Source organism: Acidobacteriota bacterium (assembly GCA_028875575.1).
Classification (GTDB): domain Bacteria; phylum Acidobacteriota; class Terriglobia; order Versatilivoradales; family Versatilivoraceae; genus Versatilivorator.
In genome coordinates this window covers 153283-174971 of the sequence record JAPPDF010000080.1, presented here as the reverse complement: position 1 = coordinate 174971, position 21689 = coordinate 153283, and the positions used below count along the sequence as shown (strand labels likewise).

Sequence of the window (21689 nt, the reverse complement as noted above, 5' to 3'; positions counted from 1 at the left end):
TCAGGCAGAAGAAGCCTCACTATGGACGACAACAGGACCAGGATCCGCAGGCGCATCGACCCGCTCAAGACCGCGCTCGCAATCTCGATTCTCTGTGCGCTGCAAGTCGTCTACAATCCGGCGCTCCTGGCCCGTGACTTCCAGCTACGCTCGCCCAACGGCCAGGTCACCCTCACGGTCGGTCTGAAGGAATTGCGGACCCCCTATCCCAGGGGAGTCCGTCCCTACTATCGCATCGGCTTCCATGGGGCGACGGTGGTGAGGGATTCCTGGCTGGGGCTGGATCTCAGGGGCGGGCCTCCGCTTGGACGGGATTTCGTTCTACTGGACTGGGACACTTCGTCCGGGGACGAGCGCTACCGTCTCCCCTACGGAACGCGTGGGGAACTGAGGGACGCTTACCGCCAGGGGGTTCTTCGCCTTCGGGAGAGCACACCTTCCGGCCGCCGTCTGGACCTGGTTTTTCGCGCCTACGACGAGGGAGCCGCCTTTCGCTACCGCGTTCCGCCTCAACCCGGCCTGTCGGATGTGGACCTGCTCGAAGAAAACTCCACCTTCTTTTTCCCGGAGGGCTGCCGCGCCTGGGTGCTGCAACTTCGGGACTTCGCCACCAACTACGAGTCGGAGTTCAATCCCCAGCCACTGTGGCGCCTGCAGCCCGGCGCCATCGTCGGCCTGCCGCTGCTGCTGCAGACCCTCTCAGGTTCCTGGCTGGCCCTCGCCGAGGCCAACATCACCGACTACGCCGGCATGTACCTGACCCCCGTTCCGGGCATTCCGGAAACGCTGGAAAGCCGCCTCTCGCCCCATCCGCGCCGGACGGGAGTAAAGGTCCGAAGGGAGGGTGCCCTGCAGTCGCCCTGGCGCGTCTTCCTCTTGGGCAGGACACCGGGGAAACTGATCGAGAACAATGTGCTGCTGCTGCATCTCAACGAGCCGAACCGGATATCCGATCCCTCCTGGATCCGGCCCGGCAAGGCCGCCTGGCACTGGTGGAACGGCACCAGCGCCAAGGGAGTCCGATTCGAGCCGGGAATGAATACCGCGACCATGAAGCACTACCTGGACTTCGCCGCCGACCAGGGCCTGGAGTACCTTCAGATCGACGCCGGCTGGCATCAGGGCAGCGAAGAGCAGGGAGACATCACCCGGAGCCGGCCCGAGCTCGATCTCCCCCACCTGATCGGATACGGGCGGAAGCGTGGGGTGGGCATCCTGCTGTGGCTGCACTGGAAGAGGGCCCGGGCGCAGATGGAAGAGGCCTTCAGGCTCTATGAGGACTGGGGGATTGCCGGCGTCAAGATCGACTTCATGGACCGCGACGACCAGGAGATGGTGGGCTTTTACCACCAGGTGGCCCGCCGGGCCGCCGGCCACCGCCTGCTGGTCAACTTCCATGGAGCCTACAAGCCGGATGGCCTGCGCCGCACCTGGCCCAACATCATTACCCGGGAAGCCGTTCTGGGCCTGGAGTGGAACCGGCTGGGAACCCGCTGCAACCCCACCCACGACCTGACCCTTCCCTTCACCCGGATGCTGGCCGGACCCATGGACTACACGCCCGGAGCCTTTCGCACCGTGCTCCGCAAAGACTTCGAGCCCCGGGCGCGTGAACCCCTGGCCCAGGGGACCCGCGGTCATCAACTGGCCATGTACGTGGTCTACGAGAGTCCCCTGCAGATGCTGGTGGACTATCCGGCCGCCTACCGGAAGCAGCCGGGAATCGAGTTCCTGGGCAGGGTGCCGACTTCCTGGGAGGAGACCAGGGTCCTGCAGGGCAGGGTGGGAGAATTCATCACCGTTGCCCGCAGGAGCGGAACGGAATGGTACGTAGGCAGCATGACCAACTGGGACGGACGGGAGTTGAGAATTCCTCTGCAGTTTCTGGGGTCAGGACGTTTCCGGGCCGAGGTTTATGCGGATGTCGAGGGTGATCCGACCGGAGTCCGGCGGCAACACCTTCGAGTCGGCTCCGCCGACGTGGTGACAGCCCGGCTGGAGCCGGGCGGGGGCCACGTCATGCGGATCTATCCGGAAAGGCCTTGAGCCGCCCCATTACTTCGGTGCCGGCGAGCCCATCACTGCCCCCTGGAGGGGATTCGCGGAAGTCGACACGCGCCGGCGCCTGTTCCTGCCGCCTGGGTCCTCGGCCAGGTCGAGCGCCTGGATACGTGCTAACCCGCATTTCTCACCAGGTCGCTGAATGTTCTTAAAAAGACCTTTTATATTCAGCACTTTATCGAACCTGTTGGGACTTCTTGCGACTACAAACGGCGCTGGGCGCGCCCTGGCTTGTCCTTTCCTCCTCAGCGCGCACATGCTCGCTCGACCGTAGAAACCGCTACGCTCTTCGCTCACGAACACGCGCTGAGGAGGAAATTACTGCGCCATGATCACACCCCCTGGTGAGAAATGCGGGCTACTCCCACCCGATCATCGGCTGTTACCCCATTCGCGTGAACCGCTCTCGGGCAAACCGCCGGATTTCGATTGCCTCGGCAACTCGCCGACTTTTACCTAGTACAAATATGCATTGATGTGTTATGTATAGGATCGTGCGTCGTCGCCGACGCGCCGGGACTCGACGCCATGAACATCAGCAAGGACTTGGTAGCTGCTTCGGCCGGGCCACTCGTCCTGGCCATCCTGGCCGAGGGAGACAGCTACGGTTACGCCATCATCAAGCGGGTCGGCGAGCTGTCGCGGGGCCAGCTCCGATGGACGGACGGGATGCTGTATCCGGTGCTGCACCGCCTGGAGCGACTCGGCTACGCCGAGGCCCGCTGGGCCACTGCCGAGACCGGCCGGCGTCGCCGCTACTACCGCATCACGAAGGCAGGCCAGGCGCACCTGGAGGCTCAACGACAGCAGTGGCAGGTGGTGGACTCGACACTCCGCGGGCTTTGGAGGGAACGCACCCAGGCGCCTGCTCTCGGATAGATCCCACGGCGACGCGGACGGAACGATCATGGTGACGAACAACGACCCACTCGAGGCACAGATCGCACAGTGGCGAAACTGGCTGCAACGCCGGCCGGCAATCCGTACGGTCGACGTGGAGGAACTGGAAGGACATCTGCGGGACCAGGTGGCGGCGCTCGTCGATGCGGGTCTGGCTGCCGACGAAGCTTTCCTGGTGGCCGTCAAGCGGCTGGGCAACCTGGATGCCGTATCGCGCGAGTTCGCGCGCGAGCACTCCGAGCGGCTCTGGAAACAGCTTGTCGTCTCTTCGGGAGCGGACCACGAAGCGCGTAAAACCACGCGCATGGAGATCCTGGTGGTCATCGGTCTGGCCGCGGCCGCCGGCATGGCCGTCAAGCTTCCCGAGTTGTTCGGCTACCCGCACATCGGATCAGGAGAGGGCCTGTTCGACTCCAAGGCGCCCTACTTCCCCAATCTCAGTTTCTTCGTGTTTCCGTTCCTCGCCGGCTACTTCGCCTGGAAGCGCCGGTTGAACCGGACCGGGTGTGTCCGACTGGCGCTGGCCTTCACCACCGCCGCACTCGTCGTCAACGCCTTCCCGTTCACGCCGGCCGGTCACACCTGGACGCTGGCTGCGCTGCACCTGCCAATTGCGTTGTGGCTCGCGGTAGGCGTTGCCTACACCGGGGGGCGCTGGCGCGACGGCCGCCGACGCATGGACTTCGTGCGCTTCTCCGGCGAGCTGTTCATTTACTACGTGCTTATGGCCCTGGGTGGGGGCGTCCTGACCGGATTCACCGTCGGCATGTTTGCCGCGATCGGGGCGGATGTAAAGTGGTTCGCGACGCAGTGGCTGCTGCCGTGCGGCGCGATGGGCGCCGTCATCGTCGGCGCCTGGCTCGTGGAGGCGAAACAGAGCGTCATCGAGAACATGGCGCCGGTGCTCACCCGCCTGTTCACGCCGCTGTTCGCGGCCGTGTTGATTGCCTTCCTCGCCACCATGGTCTGGACCGGCAGTGGCATCAACGTGGACCGGGAGGTGCTGATCGGCTTTGACCTGCTGCTGGCGCTGGTCCTGGGCCTGCTGCTCTATGCGGTCTCGGCGCGGGACCGGCACGCCCCGCCCGACGCGTTCGATGCGCTTCAGCTCCTGCTCGTAGTCAGCGCTCTCGTTGTCGACGGCGTGGCGCTGGCGGCCATCGCCGGACGGATCTCCGAGTTCGGCTTCAGCCCCAACCGGGTGGCGGCGCTGGGCGAAAATCTGATCCTGCTGGTCAACCTCGCCTGGTCGGCCTGGCTGTACGCGCGCTTCCTGAGCGGCCGCGGCACCTTCTCCGCCCTTGAACGCTGGCAGACCGACTACCTGCCGGTCTACGCGGTCTGGGCAGGCTTCGTGGTCGTCGCCTTCCCGCCGCTGTTCGGCTTTGTCTAGAGTTCCGTGATGGAAAAGGGAACCAGACGCATCCGCATCGTAGAGAAATGTCGCTAGGGTCGCGGGGATCTTGCTCCCTCGTGAGTTTGGTGGTTGCCGGCGCGTATCGGTTCCCCTCACCGGCTCGACTTTGGACTGCGCCCTTGTCTTGCAGGCCCCTGCCGGCCCCGGTGGACTTGGACCGGGAAAGGAACTATATTCTTGCAGACAAGCGCCCGTAGCTCAGCTGGATAGAGCACCTGCCTTCTAAGCAGGGGGTCGCAGGTTCGAATCCTGCCGGGCGTACCAGTATCTGAAACACTATGCTGGATCGCATTTCTCACAAGAGCTGGGCATCGACCGTTTTCAATGCGTGACTGTGCCCGCCGCATTCGCGACTGACCGGATCGCCCTGGGCTGCCGCCCGGGGATTTTTTTGGCACGTTGTCCCCCAGGCGGTGTCGAGATATGGGGAAGAAGGGAGATAACAATGGCCAAGACTCACACCCGGCCGTGGGACGCTACGGATTATCTTGAGACCGAGGAGGACATCGTAGCTTACCTGGAAGCGGCGTTCGAGGACGGCGATCCCAGGCTTGTAGCGGCTGCGTTGGGGGATGTTGCGCGGGCCAAGGGTATGACCAAGGTTGCCAGAGAAGCGGGTCTGGGCAGAGAGAGTCTCTACAAGGCGCTGTCGGCCGATGGCAACCCGGAGTTCGCTACCGTGCTCAAGGTCATGCGAGTCCTAGGCCTTCGTCTTCAGGCTACCGCCGCGACCGTTCAATAATTTCTGGAGTGAAGTCCGTTATTTTGCCTGGCTGTGACGCCTTTCTTCCTCCTGCTTCCGCAGTTCCCGCCGCAGGATCTTTCCGGAGGTCGTCATGGGGAAGGATTCGACAAATGAAATCTCTCTCGGGTATTCGTGGGAACCCAATCGGGTCTTGACGAATTCCTGAATGGATTGTCGGAGTTCCGAGGTTGGCCTGCATCGGGGCTTGGGTTTGACGAAGGCCTTGACGATGGTGCCGCGGATCGAGTGGGGCACGCCGATGACGGCCGCCATGGAAACGTCCGGGTGCTTGAGTATCGACTCTTCCACTTCGGCCGGGCCGATCCGATATCCGCTGCTGGTGATGAGATCGTCGGTGCGTCCCACAAACCAGATATAACCGTCGTCGTCCTTGCGGGCCAGGTCACCGGTGCGCGCCCAATCTCCCGTGAATTTCTCCTCGGTGGCGCGGGGGCTCTTCCAGTACTGCAGGAACATCACCGGGTCGGGTCGCCTGACGGCTATTTCGCCGATCTCGCCGACCGGGCCAGGATTTCCGTCCTCGCCAATCACCTCGACCCGATGTCCGGGGATCGGACGACCCATGGATCCCGGCTTGATTCCCATCACCTCGTGACAACTGCCCACGACCATGTTGGCCTCGGTCTGACCGTAGACTTCGTTGACGGTCACACCCAGAGTGCCCTTGGCCCAATCGAGAACCTCGGCTCCGAGAGGCTCGCCGCCGCTGAAAATCGATCTCAGGCTGAAGCGGTATCGGTTCCGCGGTTCCGGGACCTCGCGCATCATCTTCAGAGCCGTCGGAGGAATGAGGGCATTGCGAATCCGGTGCTGTCCCAAAAGGGCGAAGGCCCGTTCAGGATCGAATTTCCGAAAGGTCCCGGCAACGACCGGGAGTCCATGATGCCAGGCCGGCAGCAACACGTCCATGAGGCCGGCCACCCAGGCCCAATCCGCCGGAGTCCAGAAGCAGTCTCCCGACTGAGGAGCGAAGTTGTTGGAAAATTCGACTCCGGGCAGATGGCCCAGCAGCGCGCGGTGGGCGTGCAGAGCCCCCTTGGGTGGGCCCGTGGTTCCGGAGGTATAGATCAGCAACGCCGGGTCTTCGGCCCTGGTGCGCACCGGGGTGAAGGAGCCCCTTGCCCCGGTCAGCAGTTCGTCGAAGCGGTGAAACTCGCCAACGCTGCCCTGGGTCACGACAATGATCAACTTCAGCGACGGCAACCGGGTTCGTATTGCGGTGATCTTTTCCAGGTTCTCGGCATTCACAACCACGGCCTTGGCTCCGCTGTCATTCAGCCGGAATTGGAGGGCGTCGGGGCCGAACAGACAGAACAGGGGAACCGCGACGGCTCCCAGCTTGGAGGAGGCCAGGTGGGTCAGCGCGGCTTCCGGGCCTTGCGGCAGCACGATGGCGATGCGCTCCCCTCTTTCGATGCCCAGGGACCTGAGTGCGGCGGCTAACCGATTGCTCCATTCTCTGAACTGATGGAATGAATACTCGGTGGTGGTGTCGGTCTCTTCCTGGTGGTAGATCAGGGCGCGCCTGGTTCTTCCGGTGGCGTGCCTGTCGCAGACGTCGACGGCAATGTTGTAGTCCTGCGGAATCTCCCAGCGGAATGCGTCATAGGTCTCCTGGTAGCTCGGTCTTCTCAGAAGCATGTGGCGACAGTTCTCCGTCAGGTCGGGTCGGCCTGGTCAGCTGCTGTATTTCTGCTCCCGTTTTGCCGGTTCTACGCAAACGAATCTGAATTCGTCCGGCCAGGGTTGGGGATGAGATTCGGGATCAAAGGCCCAACTCTGCGGAGACCGGCTCCGCAGGACCGTAGTCGTAGAAGCCCCTCCCCGACTTGCGGCCATGGAAGCCTGCCTGAACCATCTGCTTGAGCAAGGGCGGCGGCGCGTACTGTGCCTCCCGGTATTCGTCGAACATGATGTTGGCGATGGAGTAAATGGTGTCGAGCCCCACGAAGTCGAGCAGCGTGAGCGGACCCATGGGGTGCCCGCAGCCCAGGCTCATGCCTCGATCGATATCCTCAATGGAGGCGGTGCCTCTTTCGACGGCTCGAATGGCGCTGAGCAGGTAGGGCACCAGAAGCAGGTTGACCACAAATCCCGAGTTGTCCTTGCAGGCAATAGGGACCTTTCCCACCGATCGAGCCCACTTGAAGACGGTGTCGAAGGTCGCCTGTTTCGTCTGTATGGTTCGAACCACTTCCACCAGCTTCATGATGGGGACGGGATTGAAGAAATGAAGACCGACAAACTGTTCCGGACGGCGAGTGACCACCGCCATCTCGGTGACCGTCAGGGACGAAGTGTTGGTGGCGAAAATCGTCTCCGGTTTGGAAATCGCGTCGAGAGCGGCGAAGACCTCTTTCTTGACCGCGAGGTCTTCGGTGACGGCTTCGATGACGAGGTCGCATTCTCCCAACTCCTCCAGGGCGGTGGTGCCGGAAAGGTTCTTCAGGGTCTGCTCTTTATGCTCGGGGGTCGCCTTGCCCCTCTTGACCGACCGATCCAGGGACGCGGCGATCTTGGTGAGACCGCGGTCCAGGAGTTCCTGGGACACCTCGCGGACCACGGTCCGGTAACCGCCCGCGGCCGAAACCTGCGCAATGCCGGAACCCATCAGCCCGGCCCCCACGACTCCAACCCTTGTTATGGTCATGGTTTCTCCCAGTCTGCCGCCCGTTTCCACCTGAGAGCCCAGCGCCCCGGTGAGATATGCCGGCTAAAACCGGTCGGCGCGATAGGCTTGGAACTGGCTGTCCTGCGCCCGCTCGGCCACCAGGTCGGCAATGATCTTGCCTGAGGTGGCGGCGCCGGTCAGTCCGAGATGCCCGTGGCCGAAGGCGAAATAGACCGAGCGGTGAAGCGGTGATCGGCCCAGCACCGGCAGGGAATCGGGCATGGACGGCCGGCAGCCCATCCAGGGAACCGCCCCCTGGCCGTTCAGGGAGGGCAGAGCCTGCCGGGCGGCCTGGAGCAGGGCGTGGGCCCTGGCGTAGTTCGGTTTGGCGTGGACGCTGGCCAGCTCGACCGTGCCGGCCAGGCGCATCCCTCCTTCCATCGGCGTCAGGCCGAAGTATCGGTCCCCGTGGACCACGGTTCGCTGCAGCCTGATCCCGGCCTGCGGCAGCATGAGGTGGTATCCGCGTTCGGCCTCCAGCGGCAGCCGGCTGCCCAGCCTGGCTGCCAGGGGGCGTGAATAGGCCCCTGCCGCCAGCACCACTTGATCGGCCGGGTGGCGGGAGACATCGGTAACCACCGACCAGGCGCCGTCCGCACCCATGCGGAAGTCGGTGACCCTCTCCCGCAATACGTCTCCGCCGCGGCGCACGAAATCCTCGGCCAGCAATCGGGTCAATCCCAGCGGGCTGGTGGTATGACCCGACTCGGGATAGAAGGCTCCCTGCCGGCATCGGTCCGCCAGCTCCGGTTCCAGTTCCCGGATCCCCTGTTGGTCCAGCATCTCCACCTGGACGCCGCAGCGGCGCAGCAGGTCGAACTTGACTTGCGCCTTGGCAAAGACGCGCTCCGACTGGTAGACGTCCAGCCTGCCCTTGCGCCGGATCAAGTGCTCGGCTCCGGCCTGCTCCAGAAGCGGGGAAAAGGCGACGAGGGAATCCTTGTTGAGCCGGTAGAGAGCCCTGGCGATCTCATCGACACGCCCGGGGGAACTGGCAGCCACGAATCGCAGCAGCCAGGGGAGCAGGCTCGGCAGGTAGGGCCAGCGAATGGTCAGGGGCCCCAGGGGATCCAGGACCATGGCCGGCACCTCCCTGGCGATGCCCGGAAGGCCCAGGGGCACACAGTAACCGGTCACGAACTGTCCGGCGTTCCCGCTGCTGCAGGCCTCGCCGGGTCCGCCGGGATCCATGATCGCCACGCTGTGCCCGTCCCGCTGCAGGTAGAGGGCGCAGCAGACGCCCACGATGCCGCCGCCCACCACGGCGATCCGGCACCGGCTGTCGTTGGGGCTAGTCTCCATTGGTCACTTCAATGAAAATCGGATTGGAGTAGAACCAGAGGTCCTTCCAGGGGTCTTCTCCGCGAGGGTCAGGCTCCGGTTCCAGCTCTCCGGTGTTGGTGCCCCGGATGCGGAGGTAGTGGTCGTCCTTGATGCCCTCCAGAGTATGGCTCATGGTCCGGTACTCACCCTGGCGGGACCAGTCGTCCCGAGTGAATCGCCGCACCACCCGGGTAGTGGGGTTGCGGTCCTGGGCCGGGTCGGACAATGGTCCGGTCAGGTTGCCGACAATCAGGTCCACCCGGACCACCTCCGGGGTGTCGCCATGCCAGTTGGGAGACTCCGGATCTCTGAACCGGATGGTGACCTCGACGGAGGCTCCGGCGGTGGCCTGAAGGGTGCCCCCGATTTTCGCCCTCAGGTCTTTTGAACGCGCCGTCACATAGAGCTCCGAGAGGAGATCCCCGGTGGTCACGAAGATTCGCCCGCGGCGCAGTCCTTCCAGAATACCGGGATGCGACTTCTCCGCGTGAACGTAGGTCTTGGAGTACTCGCCGGGCCAGAAATCACTGCCGCCCTCGGTGTAGTGCACGTGGGAATCGGAGTTGGCGGTGATCCACCAGCGGCGCCCCTCTCCCAGCATCGAGTCCCAGAGACCGCCCAGCCGAGCGGTCATGGGATCGAACCCTCCCCGGGTCGGATACCTGCCATAGGACCCGCGGGGACTTTCCGGATCGAGGGTTCCGTCCGGGTTGAGCGTCCTTGCCTGGTGGCCGGGGGCTCCCGCCATGCCCACCGCCACCTCGGGGGCCGTATCGTTCCAGCGCCGCAGCTCGGCCGGGTCGTAGGCTCCGTATTCACCGGTCTCCGAGGCCGAGCGCGAGGGATGGTTGGCGATCAGGACCGGCTTGTGCTCCAGACCGTTCATCAATTGAATGGCCTCGATCATGCGGGGTTCTGTATCCCGCGTTTCGTCGATCGGATAGGCCTCGGCGCGGTCAAAGCCCGACTCCAGCTCGTACAGCCGCTGGGCCTCGTCCTGGCTATGGGGAATGATGAGGCTGCTGTGGTCGGCTCCCGGGGAGTTGAACTCCATGCCCCAGAACTGGACCACCTCGGGAACCAGCTCCCGCGACAGCACCAGCTCGGGATAGGCCCGTTCCAGGTTGACCTTGCTGTGGTTGGGACCGCCGTGGTCGGTGGCAACCGCCCAGGACAGCCCGAAGCGCCTACCCATGAGCGCATTCATGGGAATGGGGTAGATGGCGTCGCCCCCGATGATCGGGGTGGGTGGATCGTTGTCCCGGTTCCAGCCTACGCTGAAGCGACTGTGAATGTGGTGGTCCCCCGCCAGCCAGCGGGCTCCCCCGGAAGATTCTCCCGGGCCGCCGGTCACGCGACCCAGATAGAGAATCACCAGAGCGATTCCGGCCAGACCCAGCCGGACCGAGGTTCTTCCTGTCAATGCACCCATCGGATTCACCATTGCAGGGGACTCCTTTCCCGCGGAAAGATCGGGTTTCGCCAGGCGGGAGCACAGCCGGGAATTGCGGCTCGCTGTCGGCAATGCGGTGCGTCAGCCATGCTTTTCCCGCAGTAGGCGGGCCGCCCGACACATTGCCTTGAGTTTCCGATAGGCCTCGTCCAGATCCATCGGGTTCTGGGCGGAAGGGGCGAATCCGCAGTCGGGGTGCAATGTGATGCGGCTCTTGTCCAGGTGCCGCATGGCTTCCTCCACCCGCTTCACCACCTCTTCCACGCTCTCCACTCTGGGTTCGCAGTGGTCGATGCAGCCCAGCCCCAGCCGCACTTTCTCCGGGAACTGGGCCAGGGAATCCAGCCCACCAGCCACCGGGGTGGCATATTCCATGGAAATGGTTCCCACCCGAACCCTTTGCAGCGCCGGCATGATGAGCTCGTAGGGACCCTCGCTGCCGTGTTGGCGGTCGAAATGGGCGTGGCAGAGGTGCATTCCCGTGGCCAGGCCCCGAAAGCCGTCCAATACCTGGTTGACCAGGTCCACGCACCGGTCCATTTCGTAGGAGGGATCGTCGATCCCCTCCCGACGGCGGAAGGCGGGATCCACCATGGTGGACAGCCAGGGCTCGTCCAACTGAACGGTATCGGCGCCGGCCTCGCGGAGGGCTTCGATTTCCCGGCGGAGGATCGGAACGCATGCTTCCATCAGGCCCTCCCGAGTGGGGTAGGCCTTGCGGGAGTGGTCGGCGTGCCACATGCGCCGTCCGATGATGTAGGGCGCGGGAAGCGTGATCTTGACCCGTCGCCGGGTGCGGGCCCGCAGAAAGCGGAGTTCGTGCAGCACCAGGGGGCGATGGTACTCGATGGGAGCAACCACGGCCGGATAGGGCATTCCGCTGTCGTGAAGGTCGGCCTTGAAGCCTCGTACCCGTTCGGCAAATACCTTGACGTAGCTCTCCCGGCGCCACTCGCCGTCGGTGATCTCTTCCAGCCTGGCCTGTTCCTGAAGGGCGATGGAGGATTCGATGGCCCGATCCAGCAACGGCTCGGACTCCTCTTCCGAAATGCGGCCGGCCTTGCGGTCCAGGATGAGGTCCAGCACCCAGGCCGGGCGGGGCAGGCTGCCAATCACGGTGGTGGGAAACAGTGTCGGTTCCATGGAATGGTTCTCAGGGCAAACCAGGGGCCGGTTCACCCCTATGGTTCACTTCGGGTTCGTCAAAGATTCGGTCGGCTTCGGGTCCGATTATACGCCTGGCTGATCGACCGATCCAGATTCGGGTGATAGGACGGGGCGTTTAGCCGGGAATGGCCACAAAAGGCACAAAAACTCAAATTGTGACTTTTGTGCTTTTTGTGGTTGGGCGGCATTTTTCACCAGGTTGAACCTGAAATTGAAAAAGGCAGAATCTCAGGTTTGCAGGCAAGATAACCTGCCCCGCTGCGAACTATGCAAAAAGCTCTATGATCAAGAACATGGATGGCCAGGATGTACAGGATAAACAGGACGGGAAGCCGCTACAGGAGAAGTTCACTGGAGGAATGAATCGGTGTGGGTTTGCGGATGGCCAGGATTGCAGGACCCCCAACTCCCAAAGACAATCCTGTATATCCTGTTCATCCATGTAAATTATACCGGCAAATCATAAGGCGGCGTGTTGGCCACCAAGCCCGGTCGAAGCCGACGTGCCCGCATCCCGGATGCCTCCGGAGTTCCCGTGATAAGATTTCGAAGATGTGCCGCTCCGGCCCGTTCAGGCACGGCCTGCCGACGGAGCTGCAGGTCTCCGGCCAATTCCGGACCCATCCGATTGGAGAGCGCCGCCCATGGGAGAGTTCGACCACCTCCTCACTTCCCGCGAATTCGCGCAGAGTCCCTATCCCACCTACCATCTGCTGCGTCGCCAAGCTCCCATATACTGGAGCGATCTCTGGGGTTGCTGGATCCTCACCCGCTATCGGGAAATTGTCAGCACCCTGCAAAATCCCAAACGGTTCACCAGCGTCGGCAGACTCACCGCCACCATGGAGATCCCTCAAGCGGTTCGGGAACAGGTCCAGCCGCTGGTGCGTCACTATTCTCAGGGCCTCATCAATGTCGACCCACCGGATCACACTCGTATGCGCAAGCTGGTGCACAAGGCTTTCCTGCCGGGCACCATCGCCGCCATGGCCGGTTACGTGGAGGAGATCGTCGAGGGGCTGATCGACGAGGTACGGCCTCGGGGCAGGATGGACATCATCTGGGACTTCTCCTACCCCTTGCCGGTCACGGTCATTGCCAGGCTGCTGGGGGTCCCCGCGGCCGACCACGGCAAGCTCAAGCGCTGGTCGGGGAAAATTATCGAGTTCATGGCTACCCCCAAGCCCCTGCCCGACGTGCTTTTGTTATCCCAGGAGGCTCTGCTGGCTCTGCAGGACTACTTTCGATCGACCTTCAGGCGTCGCCGACTGGAGCCTCGGGACGATCTCATCAGCGCCCTGGTGGCGGCCGAAGAGGAAGGGGAACGACTGACCGAAGAGGAGCTCATTTCGACGTGCGTGACCTTGCTGATCGGCGGGCACGAGACCACCACCTACCTGATCTCCAGCGGGGTGCTGGCCCTGATCCAACATCCGGAACAGATGGGGAAACTGAAAGCCGATCCGGACAAGGCCGGGACGGCGGTGGAAGAGATGCTGCGCTACGAGGGACCGTTCCAGCGCAACCGCCGCCTGGCCACCGAGTCGGTGGAGTTGGACGGCCATCTCATCGAGAAGGGTCAGCTGGTGGTGCAAATGCTGGGTGCGGCCAACCGGGACCCGGCCGTATTCCCGAACCCGGACTCATTCGATATCGAGCGGCACCCCAACAGACATGTCTCTTTCGGTCAGGGTCCACACTTCTGCGTGGGAGCTCCGCTGGCGCGTCTGGAAGCTCCCATCGCCATCAATGCGCTGCTGCGGCGCTTGCCCAACCTGGAGCTGGCAACCGAGGAGCTGGTCTGGAAAAATACGGTCTTTCGCGGCCTGGAGCGCCTCCCGGTGACCTTTGGGTAAATATGGAGCCCACCCTGGTTCTCCCGCAAGATCGGAAAGCAGGGCCGACTCCACGGAATCCCTCTACCGGAAAGCCATCCGGTTCCAGCCCTGGTCCTCCTGCTTGCTGGGACCCGGGGGAGGCGGAGCGAAGGCGTAGAAGTAGCAGAGGTCTTCGTGGCCGTCGTTGAAGGACTGGTGCTTGACTCCCGCCGGAATGTAGACGGTCATGCCCTTCTCCACCCTGAATTCCTGACCGTCCATCACCAGTCTCCCGCGCCCGCTCACCACGTAGTAGATTTCGGCCGACTCGGGGTGGATGTCGGCCTGGGTTTCATGCCCGGGGTGCAGCCAGAAGAGTCCGGCCGAGATGTCGCCGGCACCGCAGGTTTCGGGGCTCACCAGCAGGTTGACCCTGCGGGATCCATCGGGAGCCTGCCAGACGGGGAAGTGCTTCGGATCCAGGACCCATTCCGGGTTTTGTGCCATTGGGGATGCCTTTCGCAGGGAAAGCGGGGGAAGCTGGCCGCGGTCGGGACCGATGGCCCCTTGACCCGCCCTCCGGGTGGAAGTCAGATCAAGAGAGAGCCTCCGTTCACGTGCATGGTCGAGCCCGTCACGTAGCTCGACCGGGGACCGGCCAGGAACAGGACCGCCTCGGCGATTTCCCGGGGGGTTCCCTGGCGCTTCAGCAGCGACGCCTCCACGTAACTTTGCAGGTTCTCCTCGCCGAAGGCCTCGGCAAGAGGCGTATCGATGCTTCCGGGCGCGACGGTGTTGGAAAGGATGCCGTCGCAGGCAAACTGCTTGGCCAGGTACTTGGAGAGCGCGATGACGCCCGCCTTGCTCACCCCGTAGCCGACATGACCGGTGACGCTGCCCACGAACGCTCCCACCGAGGAGATGTGGACCAGCCGGCCGAACTTCCGTTTTTTCATGTGCGGCAGCACCGCCCTGCTGCAAAGGAAAGCGCTGGTCAGGTTGACCGAGAGCATTCGATTCCAGCTTTCCAGGGTGGTCCGGTCCCAGGGAACCATGGGGCAGATTCCCGCGTTGTTGACCAGAATATCGATCCTGCCGAACCGTTCCGCGGTCGCCTGAACCATGCGGTCCACCTGGTCCGGGTCGGAAACGTCGATCTCGGAAACCAGCAGGTCAGCGTCGCGGTGCTTGCGAAGATCCGAAGCCAGGCGATGCAGGGGGGCCGCTTGGATGTCGGCCAGCGTCAGTCCGGCCGCCCCTTCCCGCGCGAAGAGTTCGGCCACGCTGCGGCCGATCCCGGAGGCCGCCCCGGTGACGATGGCCACCCTTCCTTTCAATTCATCCATGACGGGTAAAAGGTGAATAGGTTTGTGCTCGGGCCGGCAATGTTGAAATGCCATTTCAACAGGCCATCACTGGCATGGGGACATGAATGGCCATCCTGCTCTAGGCATTGCCTTCAGCACGCCTTTGACCAAGACCGGGATTCATGGGCTACGGCCCCATGGCTGCTATCTTAAGCGTCCGGTGTGGAGCGATGCAACCCTGCTTGAGGACTGTCGCTCCGCTTCGTTTCTCCGGCGGGCGCAGTCAGGCACCCTTTGCTATACTGGCGGCCCCATCCGGATGCAGATATGGAGAAAGACGATGCGAATTCGCTTCGTACATGCCGCCGACCTGCACTTGGACAGCCCCTTCACAGGCCTGAAGGCCGCCGCGCCCGAAAACGTGGCCAACAAGTTATACAGTGCCACCTTTGACGCATACGACAACATCATCAACTTTTGCATTTCCGAAGAGGTGGACGCGCTGCTGGTCGCAGGGGACGTGTACGACGGGGTCGACCGCAGCCTGCGCGCTCAACTCAAGTTTGTCGAGGGCCTGAAGAAGTTGGACGCCAAGGGCATTCGTTCCTTCGTCTGCCACGGCAATCACGACCCATTGGACGGCTGGGAGGCGCGGCTGGATTATCCGCCAGGCTGTTTCCGCTTCGGCACCGAATGGAAAGCCGTGCCTGTGTTCGACGACCCAAACCGTGCAGTCATACACAGCATCAGCTACCCGAAGCGCGATGTCACTGAAAACCTAGCCCGCCGCCTCGGCAAGACCGAACCAAGCCCTTTCTCGATTGGACTGTTACACGCCAACGTCAGCAATGATCCCAACCATGCGGCATACGCCCCTTGCTCGCTAGACGACCTTGCAGCGTCCGGATTTGATTACTGGGCACTCGGCCACGTGCACACGCGCTCAGTTCTGAGTGAGCATAAGCCGGTGGTAGTCTACCCAGGTAACCCGCAGGGTCGGCACCCGAACGAGGCCGGCCCCCGGGGTGTGTATCTGGTGGAAGTGGACGACGGGGGGAACGTTGGTCTCGACTTCCGGCCCATGGACACCGTCCGCTGGGCGCGGCTTGATTTGGATATCGGAGCGTTCGAGACGGAACAGGAACTGTTGGACGCACTGCACGAACGGATGCAGGGTGTGCAGGACGGGACTGATGGTCGGTCGGTCGTCGTACGCATAACGCTCACCGGTCGCGGTGAGTTGAGACAAACTCTCCGCAGGCCGAATACGATTGGGGACTTGGCCGAAGCAATCAACCGGGAAGGGACCGAACGGTCGCCGTTTGTCTGGTGCGAACGAATCGAGGACGCGAGCGCCTCACCCTTCAACCGGGAAGTTAGGCTGAAGGGCTCCGATTTTCTGGCGGAGGTGCTGCGGGCGGCGGACCGGTCGAAGATCGATGCGGAACTCCTGGCAAGGCTTGGAACAGGGCTTTCCGACCTCTACCGACATCACCGCTTTCGACGATATTTGTCTGAGTCTACCCCAAACGACGAGGAACTTGCCGCGCTGGTCGATGAGGCTGAGGCCATTGCCGTGGACCTGCTCGCCGAGAACGACGACCGATGAAGATTTTGAATCTGCACATCGAAGGCTTCGGACATTTCTCCAATCGGGCATTGGGCCCCTTCCAACGGCCCGTCACCGTCTTTCTCGGTCCCAACGAGGCCGGAAAGAGCACCCTGCTGGAGTTTGTCCGCAGGGTGTTTTTTGGATTCCCCGATGGCCGTAGCAGCAGCAATCCTTACCAGCCGCTGGCCGGGGGCCGACACGGTGGCAGAGTCACATTCGTCGATGACGACGGCGAGACCGTTACCGTCCAGCGATTCCAGGGGACAAGCGGCGGGCCGGTCGCACTGACCGCCGCATCGGGAGGGCCGCTCCCCGAGGGCGAACTGCCACGTCTGCTGGGTCACCACTCCAGGGACGTCTTTCAGAACGTCTTCACCTTCACCCTCGATGACCTCCACAGCGACAAACTGCTGAGCGACGACAGCGTCAACAGCCAACTCTACAGCGCCGGCATGGGTGCGACAAAGCTGCCCGCGGCAATAAAGGCGCTTGAGTCCGACAAGCAGTCCCTGTTTCTTAAGGGTGGCCAAAAACACACGATCATCCTGGCGGGCAACGAACTCAGCAAGATTGACTCCAAGCTTGCGGTAGTTGCAGACAACGCTGAGGTCTACTCAAGCCTCACCTCCCAACTAAAGGAGGTCGACGAGGAGCTTGAGCGACTGAGCGGACACCGCCAGGAGCATCAGTCGGAACTCGGTCACCAGAAGCAGTTGGAGAGTGCCTGGGACGACTGGAACGACCTCAACCAGTTCGAGGGGCAACTGGCCGAGTTGCCGGCTATTGACGATTTTCCTGTAAACGGCGTGGGCCGCCTGGAAACACTGGAAGAGCGGATCAGGACCAGGCAGGAGGAATACGACTCCGCAAAGGAGGCGGTTGGGGAAGCCAAAGCCAAAGCGGACGCGGTGGTGGAGCATGAGGCTATCCTCAACTATTCAACTGACATCCGAAAACTGGAACAGGATCGCACCTCCTTCGGTAAATCCGACCGCGACCTGCCCAAACGCAAGGATGAATTCGAAGATCACGAGAACGCCCTGTCCGCGACCCTGAAGGACCCGGGGCCTGACTGGAACCAAGCCCGCCTGGAGAGCTTCGACCTGTCCCTGGCCGTCCGCGAGGATATCTCACAATTCCGGGAACGCCTGCGGGAGGCGCGCGAGGAACTTGATCGGCGCAAGTCCGATCAAAGTCAGAAAAGGACACTGTGGGAGGACGCCCTTGAGGCTGAGGGCAAGGCCGAACGGGAGTTCGAGGCTGCTGTCAAGCCGGTCAGTCGCAAGAACGGCAGCAAGGTGTTGCCAGCCGTCTGCGTTGCTGCCGGCATCGCGCTGTTGGCCTTGGGGACGGTACTTGGCGGACCTGCTTTCCCCGTAGGGCTTGTCGCCGGTGTCGCGCTGGCGGCTGTGGCGGCTTACTTGTTCGCATCCGGCTGGCCATCTACCGGTACTGACACGGAAAACGCACGTCTATCCAGAGAACTTGATGGTGTCAGAGAGTTGGCCCGGCGGAGGAAGAGCAGGGTGGAGGAGTCCCAGAAAGCTGCCGAAGAGACTGAGCGCGCACTCGCATCCGTTCAGGGGAAATGGCGGAAGTGGCTCCTAGCGCGCCGTCTGCGGGACGACTTCCTTCCAGAGACCGTGGTCGAGCTTCGGAGCAAGGTGGAACTCGGCCTGACTCAGCTTCTCAATGTGCAACGCTGGCGTCAGCGCATAGACGCGATTCAGCGGGATATCGACAACTACGTCGCTATCGCCACGCCTTTGGCGGCGGCCTTCGAGATTCCATTGGACAGGACGGAGTCGGGCCGGGTGGCCGGGGCTGCTGACAGGCTGATCGAGATGCATGCCGACGTCGAGCAGAAAATGGGAGATCGGATGGACGCGGAGGCCGCTTTCAGGAAGGCAGAGGAGCAATTGAAGGCGAGAGAGAGCGATCTCCAGAGGGCGGAGGAAGAGATGAGAGGTCTGCTCCAATCCGGCGGCGCCGATGAGTCCGAGGACTTTCGCAAGCGGGCACAGATCGTGCGCCGGCGAACCGAACTGGAAGACGAGCGGCGTGGCGCACTGGGACGGTTACAACGCCTCAGCGGTCCCGGTGACCCGCTCGAAGCCCTGAAGAAGCAACTCGGCGAAACGGATATCCAGGCGATCCGCGATCAAGCGAGCTCGGCCAAGAAAGAAATTGACAACGCCAACGCACATATAGGGGAGTTGTCCAACAGGCAAGGATCGATCCAAAAAGACCTCAAGAATCTGACCAGCGAGGAGGAATCGTCAAAGCTGCGGGCGGAGCGTCAGAGACTGTTGGAGGAGGTCCGCGGCAACGCGCGGGACTGGGCCATTCGAACCATGGCCCAGAACCTACTCAAGGATGCGCAGGCCAAGTTTGAGAGAGAACGCCAGCCTGAAGTCGTACGCCACGCCGAATCGTTTTTCAAGGGCATTACAGGTGGGCGATACCAAACGGTGTTCTCCCCGCTTGGTAGTTCGGAGATACACGTTACCGATTCCTCGGGCGTCTCCAAACAGCCCAACCAGCTTAGCCGGGGCACGCGGGAGCAGTTGTTCCTGTCGCTCAGGTTCGGCCTTATCCGGGAGTTGGGCCAGCGGTCGGAAACGCTGCCGGTGATCGTGGACGAGGCGTTGGTGAACTTCGATCCCGAACGCGGACTGCGGGCCGCCCGAGCCTTCGTGGAGTTGTCCCAGTCCAACCAAGTGCTTGTTTTTACCTGCCATCCGACGATCGTCGATCTTTTTCAGAAGGCGGCAGCCACGCTAGGCATGCAAGAACCCGAAGTAATCGTGCTTGGGTAGGCCCGCCGGTGAATTATCGATACCTCTCAAGATGGCTGCCGATGAACCGGCGCCACCAGTACTTCGGTTGAGGTGTCTCACGGTGCCTTCTTCACTATCACGCAGGCAACCTCGATGGCATTGACTGGCTTGTCCAATGGCGCCATCGATTCCGGCCAGGGCTTCTCCTGGCAGGGATCTCTATCCGGGAGAACGGCTGCGGATCTGTCGGGTCGACCCCGCCGTCACCGGCCGGGGAGGGGGTCAATTGGCCTTCGCGCGCTGCGCGTAGTCCCGGTACTTGCCGAAGAGAGTCACGAACCGCGTGGAAATGTTGTCGAAATTTCTCGACTGCACCGGGGACCCCGGGCCTCCCTCAGAAGCAATCAGGCCTAGATTTCTGTTTCCGATGAAGCTGGTCCTCACCGTCTCCTGCATTCTGGTCGGAAGGTAGTAGGATCGCTTGCCGATTCCAATCTTCTTGTAGTCGATGCTGAGCTCGTAGGCCTTGATGGGGGAATCCTTGGGGATCTCGGTGTCCTTGGCGCGAAACCGCACCACCTGGAAGTCCTTGAGGTCGATCCAACATTGTCCCTCATACCCGAAGGTGACGGATTCCTCGTCGCTGACGCGGAGGGTTCGTTTGGAGTGCTCGGACGCGACACTAAAGCGGACGCGCGCCACTTCGCGGCCGCTGATTTTTTCCAGGCGTTCCAGTTCCAGAATGGCTTGGGATTGAGGGGAGAAGAGCTCGGCGATGGCGGGACCGAACTCGCCTGCCGTCTGGGGAGCAGCTCTGCTGGCGCCCACGTTCCGGTAATGCTTCTGCTTGTCGTGATAGGAGAGTTCGTGAGCCAGGAAATCCTCCTGCGTCCATCCCCCCCGGCCGATCTGGCGGTAGCGGCGGGTGGTCTGGTTGCAGACGAATTCAGGCAGTTTGCGCTCATAGTCAAAGGTCCTGGCGCGAACGGTCTTCAGGAACAGCGGCCAGTTTTTGCTGGTGGGCCTGGTTCCCGGCTTCATCAGGTCTGACGCTTTGGCGGCGACGCGCCGGGGGCGTTTGCGGGAGACCTTGACCACCCGGGCCGAGGCCACAAATTCCAGGGCCTGCTTCTTGCATAGCAACTTGTCGGGCAGTTGCGTCGCCTGATCGCAGGTTGCCCCCGCCACTTCGGTTGGGCGCAGCAGGGGAGCGTCGGGGTTGCCGGTCGCCAGGACTCGGCCCTCATCTCCGACCACCGCCCCGGTCAGGTCGGCTCCCCGCAGGTCGGTCTCCTTGAGATCGCTCCCCGACAGGGAAGCTCCCGACAGGTCGGCGTTCTGCAGATCGGCTCCTGTCAGCAGCGCCTCGTCCAGGGTGGCCTTGTTCAGGTTTGCCTGGGCCAGGGAGGCGTCGCTCAGGTCGGCCTGTGTCAGGTTGGCCTGGCTGAGATCGGCCTTCTCCAGCTGAGCCCCGGTCAGATTGGCTTGAGTCAGCTGGCTCTGGGAGAGCTTGGCTTCCCGAAGATTGGCTCCGATGAAGTTGCCGCGGTACACCTCCGCCTTGGTGAAGTCGGCCTGACCGAGGTCGGCCTGCATGAAGTCCACCTTGTCGGAAAACCCGTTTCGAAAGTTGAGTCCGGTGAGCACCGCCCGGCTGAGGTCGGAGGAAGAGACTTCCACTCCTTCCCAGCTCCTCTGGCTCAAGTCGACCCCGCTGAGGTTGACCCCGAACAGGATCATCCGTGAGAACTGCGCCTGATCCAGCTCGACGCCCCGCAGGTCGGTGTTTCGGATGACGGCCTCGCTCAAGTTGGCTCGATTGAGCCTGGCTCCCTGAAACTGGGTTCGCGAAACGTGGGCGCCCGTCAGATCGGCGCCGGTCAGGTCGGCTTCCCGCAGGTCGGTTCGTGTGAGGATGGCCTCGATGAGCCTGGCTCCAACCAGTTTTGCTCCCTGGAGATTGACGTCGGTCAGGGATGCGCCCGACAAATTGGCGCCGGACAGGTTGCTGCCCTGCAGGTCGGTCTTGAACAGATCAGCCTTCCGGAGGTCGCCGCACTCCCCTCGAAAATCGGGATTGAGCCCCTGAACCCCATCGTTGTCGGCGCATCCCTGTTCACCCCGGTAGGTGAAACGAGGGCTCTCGCCAGCGGGTTCCTGCTGGGTCGACCGGCCTTCCTGCGGGACGGGGACGGTCGCTGGGGCCTGGTAAGAGCCGACCATCACCGTCAGCAGAAACAGCGCCAGCACCACCGGTCCCTGCTTGGGCCGGCGACGCCTGATGGGGGTACGGACACTCATGTTCACAACGGACTCCAGGGAATGGGTCCCGGTCCGGCTGCAAGGCCAAGCTGCTGACCGGACCGTGGCTTCTCGCCACGACCCCTCGCAAGTGACAACAATTAGAACTATAGC

15 protein-coding genes and 1 tRNA gene are annotated in these 21689 nt (G+C 62.7%); 8 read left to right on the top strand and 8 right to left on the bottom strand.

Annotated features, from left to right (window positions below; translation table 11 throughout):
* Positions 1–21 precede the first annotated feature (21 nt).
* The 5 genes from OXI69_12380 to OXI69_12360 all read left to right on the top strand — a co-directional run bounded on the left by OXI69_12380 (position 22) and on the right by OXI69_12360 (position 5120).
* Positions 22–2046 (top strand): glycoside hydrolase family 97 protein, encoded by a 2025-nt coding sequence (locus OXI69_12380; GenBank protein ID MDE2666937.1) that lies wholly within the window; start codon positions 22–24, stop codon positions 2044–2046.
* 543 nt (positions 2047–2589) lie between these two features.
* A complete protein-coding gene (locus OXI69_12375) occupies positions 2590–2940 on the top strand; it encodes a helix-turn-helix transcriptional regulator (protein MDE2666936.1) in 351 nt (116 codons plus the stop codon).
* Between the two features lie 28 nt (positions 2941–2968).
* Complete coding sequence (locus OXI69_12370; GenBank protein ID MDE2666935.1) at positions 2969–4354, top strand: permease prefix domain 1-containing protein; 1386 nt, start codon at positions 2969–2971, stop codon at positions 4352–4354.
* 211 nt (positions 4355–4565) lie between these two features.
* Positions 4566–4642: transfer RNA gene (locus OXI69_12365), tRNA-Arg, on the top strand.
* 181 nt (positions 4643–4823) lie between these two features.
* Positions 4824–5120: a putative addiction module antidote protein gene (locus OXI69_12360; GenBank protein MDE2666934.1), complete on the top strand. Its 297-nt coding sequence runs from the start codon at positions 4824–4826 to the stop codon at positions 5118–5120.
* Positions 5121–5138: 18 nt separating this feature from the next.
* Here the strand turns inward: OXI69_12360 and OXI69_12355 are convergent, their stop codons facing one another.
* The 5 genes from OXI69_12355 to OXI69_12335 form a co-directional block, all read right to left on the bottom strand.
* On the bottom strand, positions 5139–6785 hold the full coding sequence (locus OXI69_12355; protein ID MDE2666933.1) for an AMP-binding protein: 1647 nt from the start codon (positions 6783–6785) through the stop codon (positions 5139–5141).
* A 124-nt stretch (positions 6786–6909) separates the two neighbouring features.
* A complete protein-coding gene (locus OXI69_12350) occupies positions 6910–7794 on the bottom strand; it encodes a 3-hydroxybutyryl-CoA dehydrogenase (GenBank protein ID MDE2666932.1) in 885 nt (294 codons plus the stop codon).
* A 63-nt stretch (positions 7795–7857) separates the two neighbouring features.
* Positions 7858–9117, bottom strand: a complete 1260-nt coding sequence (locus OXI69_12345) for an FAD-dependent oxidoreductase (GenBank protein MDE2666931.1) — start codon at positions 9115–9117, stop codon at positions 7858–7860.
* Positions 9107–10582 carry a phosphoesterase gene (locus OXI69_12340; GenBank protein MDE2666930.1) on the bottom strand — a complete coding sequence of 492 codons (1476 nt, stop codon included), beginning with the start codon at positions 10580–10582 and terminating at the stop codon, positions 9107–9109. Before OXI69_12340 ends, OXI69_12345 begins: the two co-directional genes overlap by 11 nt.
* Before the next feature lie 90 nt (positions 10583–10672).
* Positions 10673–11734, bottom strand: a complete 1062-nt coding sequence (locus OXI69_12335) for a cobalamin-independent methionine synthase II family protein (protein MDE2666929.1) — start codon at positions 11732–11734, stop codon at positions 10673–10675.
* Positions 11735–12402: 668 nt separating this feature from the next.
* On the opposite strand from OXI69_12335, the gene OXI69_12330 reads away from it, so the two are divergent.
* The gene (locus OXI69_12330) at positions 12403–13614 is read left to right on the top strand and encodes a cytochrome P450 (GenBank protein MDE2666928.1); all 1212 of its coding nucleotides are present in this window, start codon (positions 12403–12405) and stop codon (positions 13612–13614) included.
* 63 nt (positions 13615–13677) lie between these two features.
* Here the strand turns inward: OXI69_12330 and OXI69_12325 are convergent, their stop codons facing one another.
* Together OXI69_12325 and OXI69_12320 are read right to left on the bottom strand one after the other, a co-directional pair.
* The gene (locus tag OXI69_12325) at positions 13678–14082 is read right to left on the bottom strand and encodes a cupin domain-containing protein (protein MDE2666927.1); all 405 of its coding nucleotides are present in this window, start codon (positions 14080–14082) and stop codon (positions 13678–13680) included.
* A gap of 83 nt (positions 14083–14165) precedes the next feature.
* The gene (locus tag OXI69_12320) at positions 14166–14921 is read right to left on the bottom strand and encodes a 3-oxoacyl-ACP reductase FabG (GenBank protein MDE2666926.1); all 756 of its coding nucleotides are present in this window, start codon (positions 14919–14921) and stop codon (positions 14166–14168) included.
* 301 nt (positions 14922–15222) lie between these two features.
* Here OXI69_12320 and OXI69_12315 point away from each other — a divergent pair, with 301 nt between their 5' ends.
* Together OXI69_12315 and OXI69_12310 are read left to right on the top strand one after the other, a co-directional pair.
* The gene (locus OXI69_12315; GenBank protein ID MDE2666925.1) at positions 15223–16491 is read left to right on the top strand and encodes a metallophosphoesterase; all 1269 of its coding nucleotides are present in this window, start codon (positions 15223–15225) and stop codon (positions 16489–16491) included.
* Positions 16488–19313 carry an AAA family ATPase gene (locus OXI69_12310; protein MDE2666924.1) on the top strand — a complete coding sequence of 942 codons (2826 nt, stop codon included), beginning with the start codon at positions 16488–16490 and terminating at the stop codon, positions 19311–19313. The genes OXI69_12315 and OXI69_12310 overlap by 4 nt, the downstream gene beginning before the upstream one ends.
* Before the next feature lie 243 nt (positions 19314–19556).
* Here the strand turns inward: OXI69_12310 and OXI69_12305 are convergent, their stop codons facing one another.
* Positions 19557–21575 (bottom strand): pentapeptide repeat-containing protein, encoded by a 2019-nt coding sequence (locus OXI69_12305; GenBank protein ID MDE2666923.1) that lies wholly within the window; start codon positions 21573–21575, stop codon positions 19557–19559.
* Positions 21576–21689: the final 114 nt, after the last annotated feature.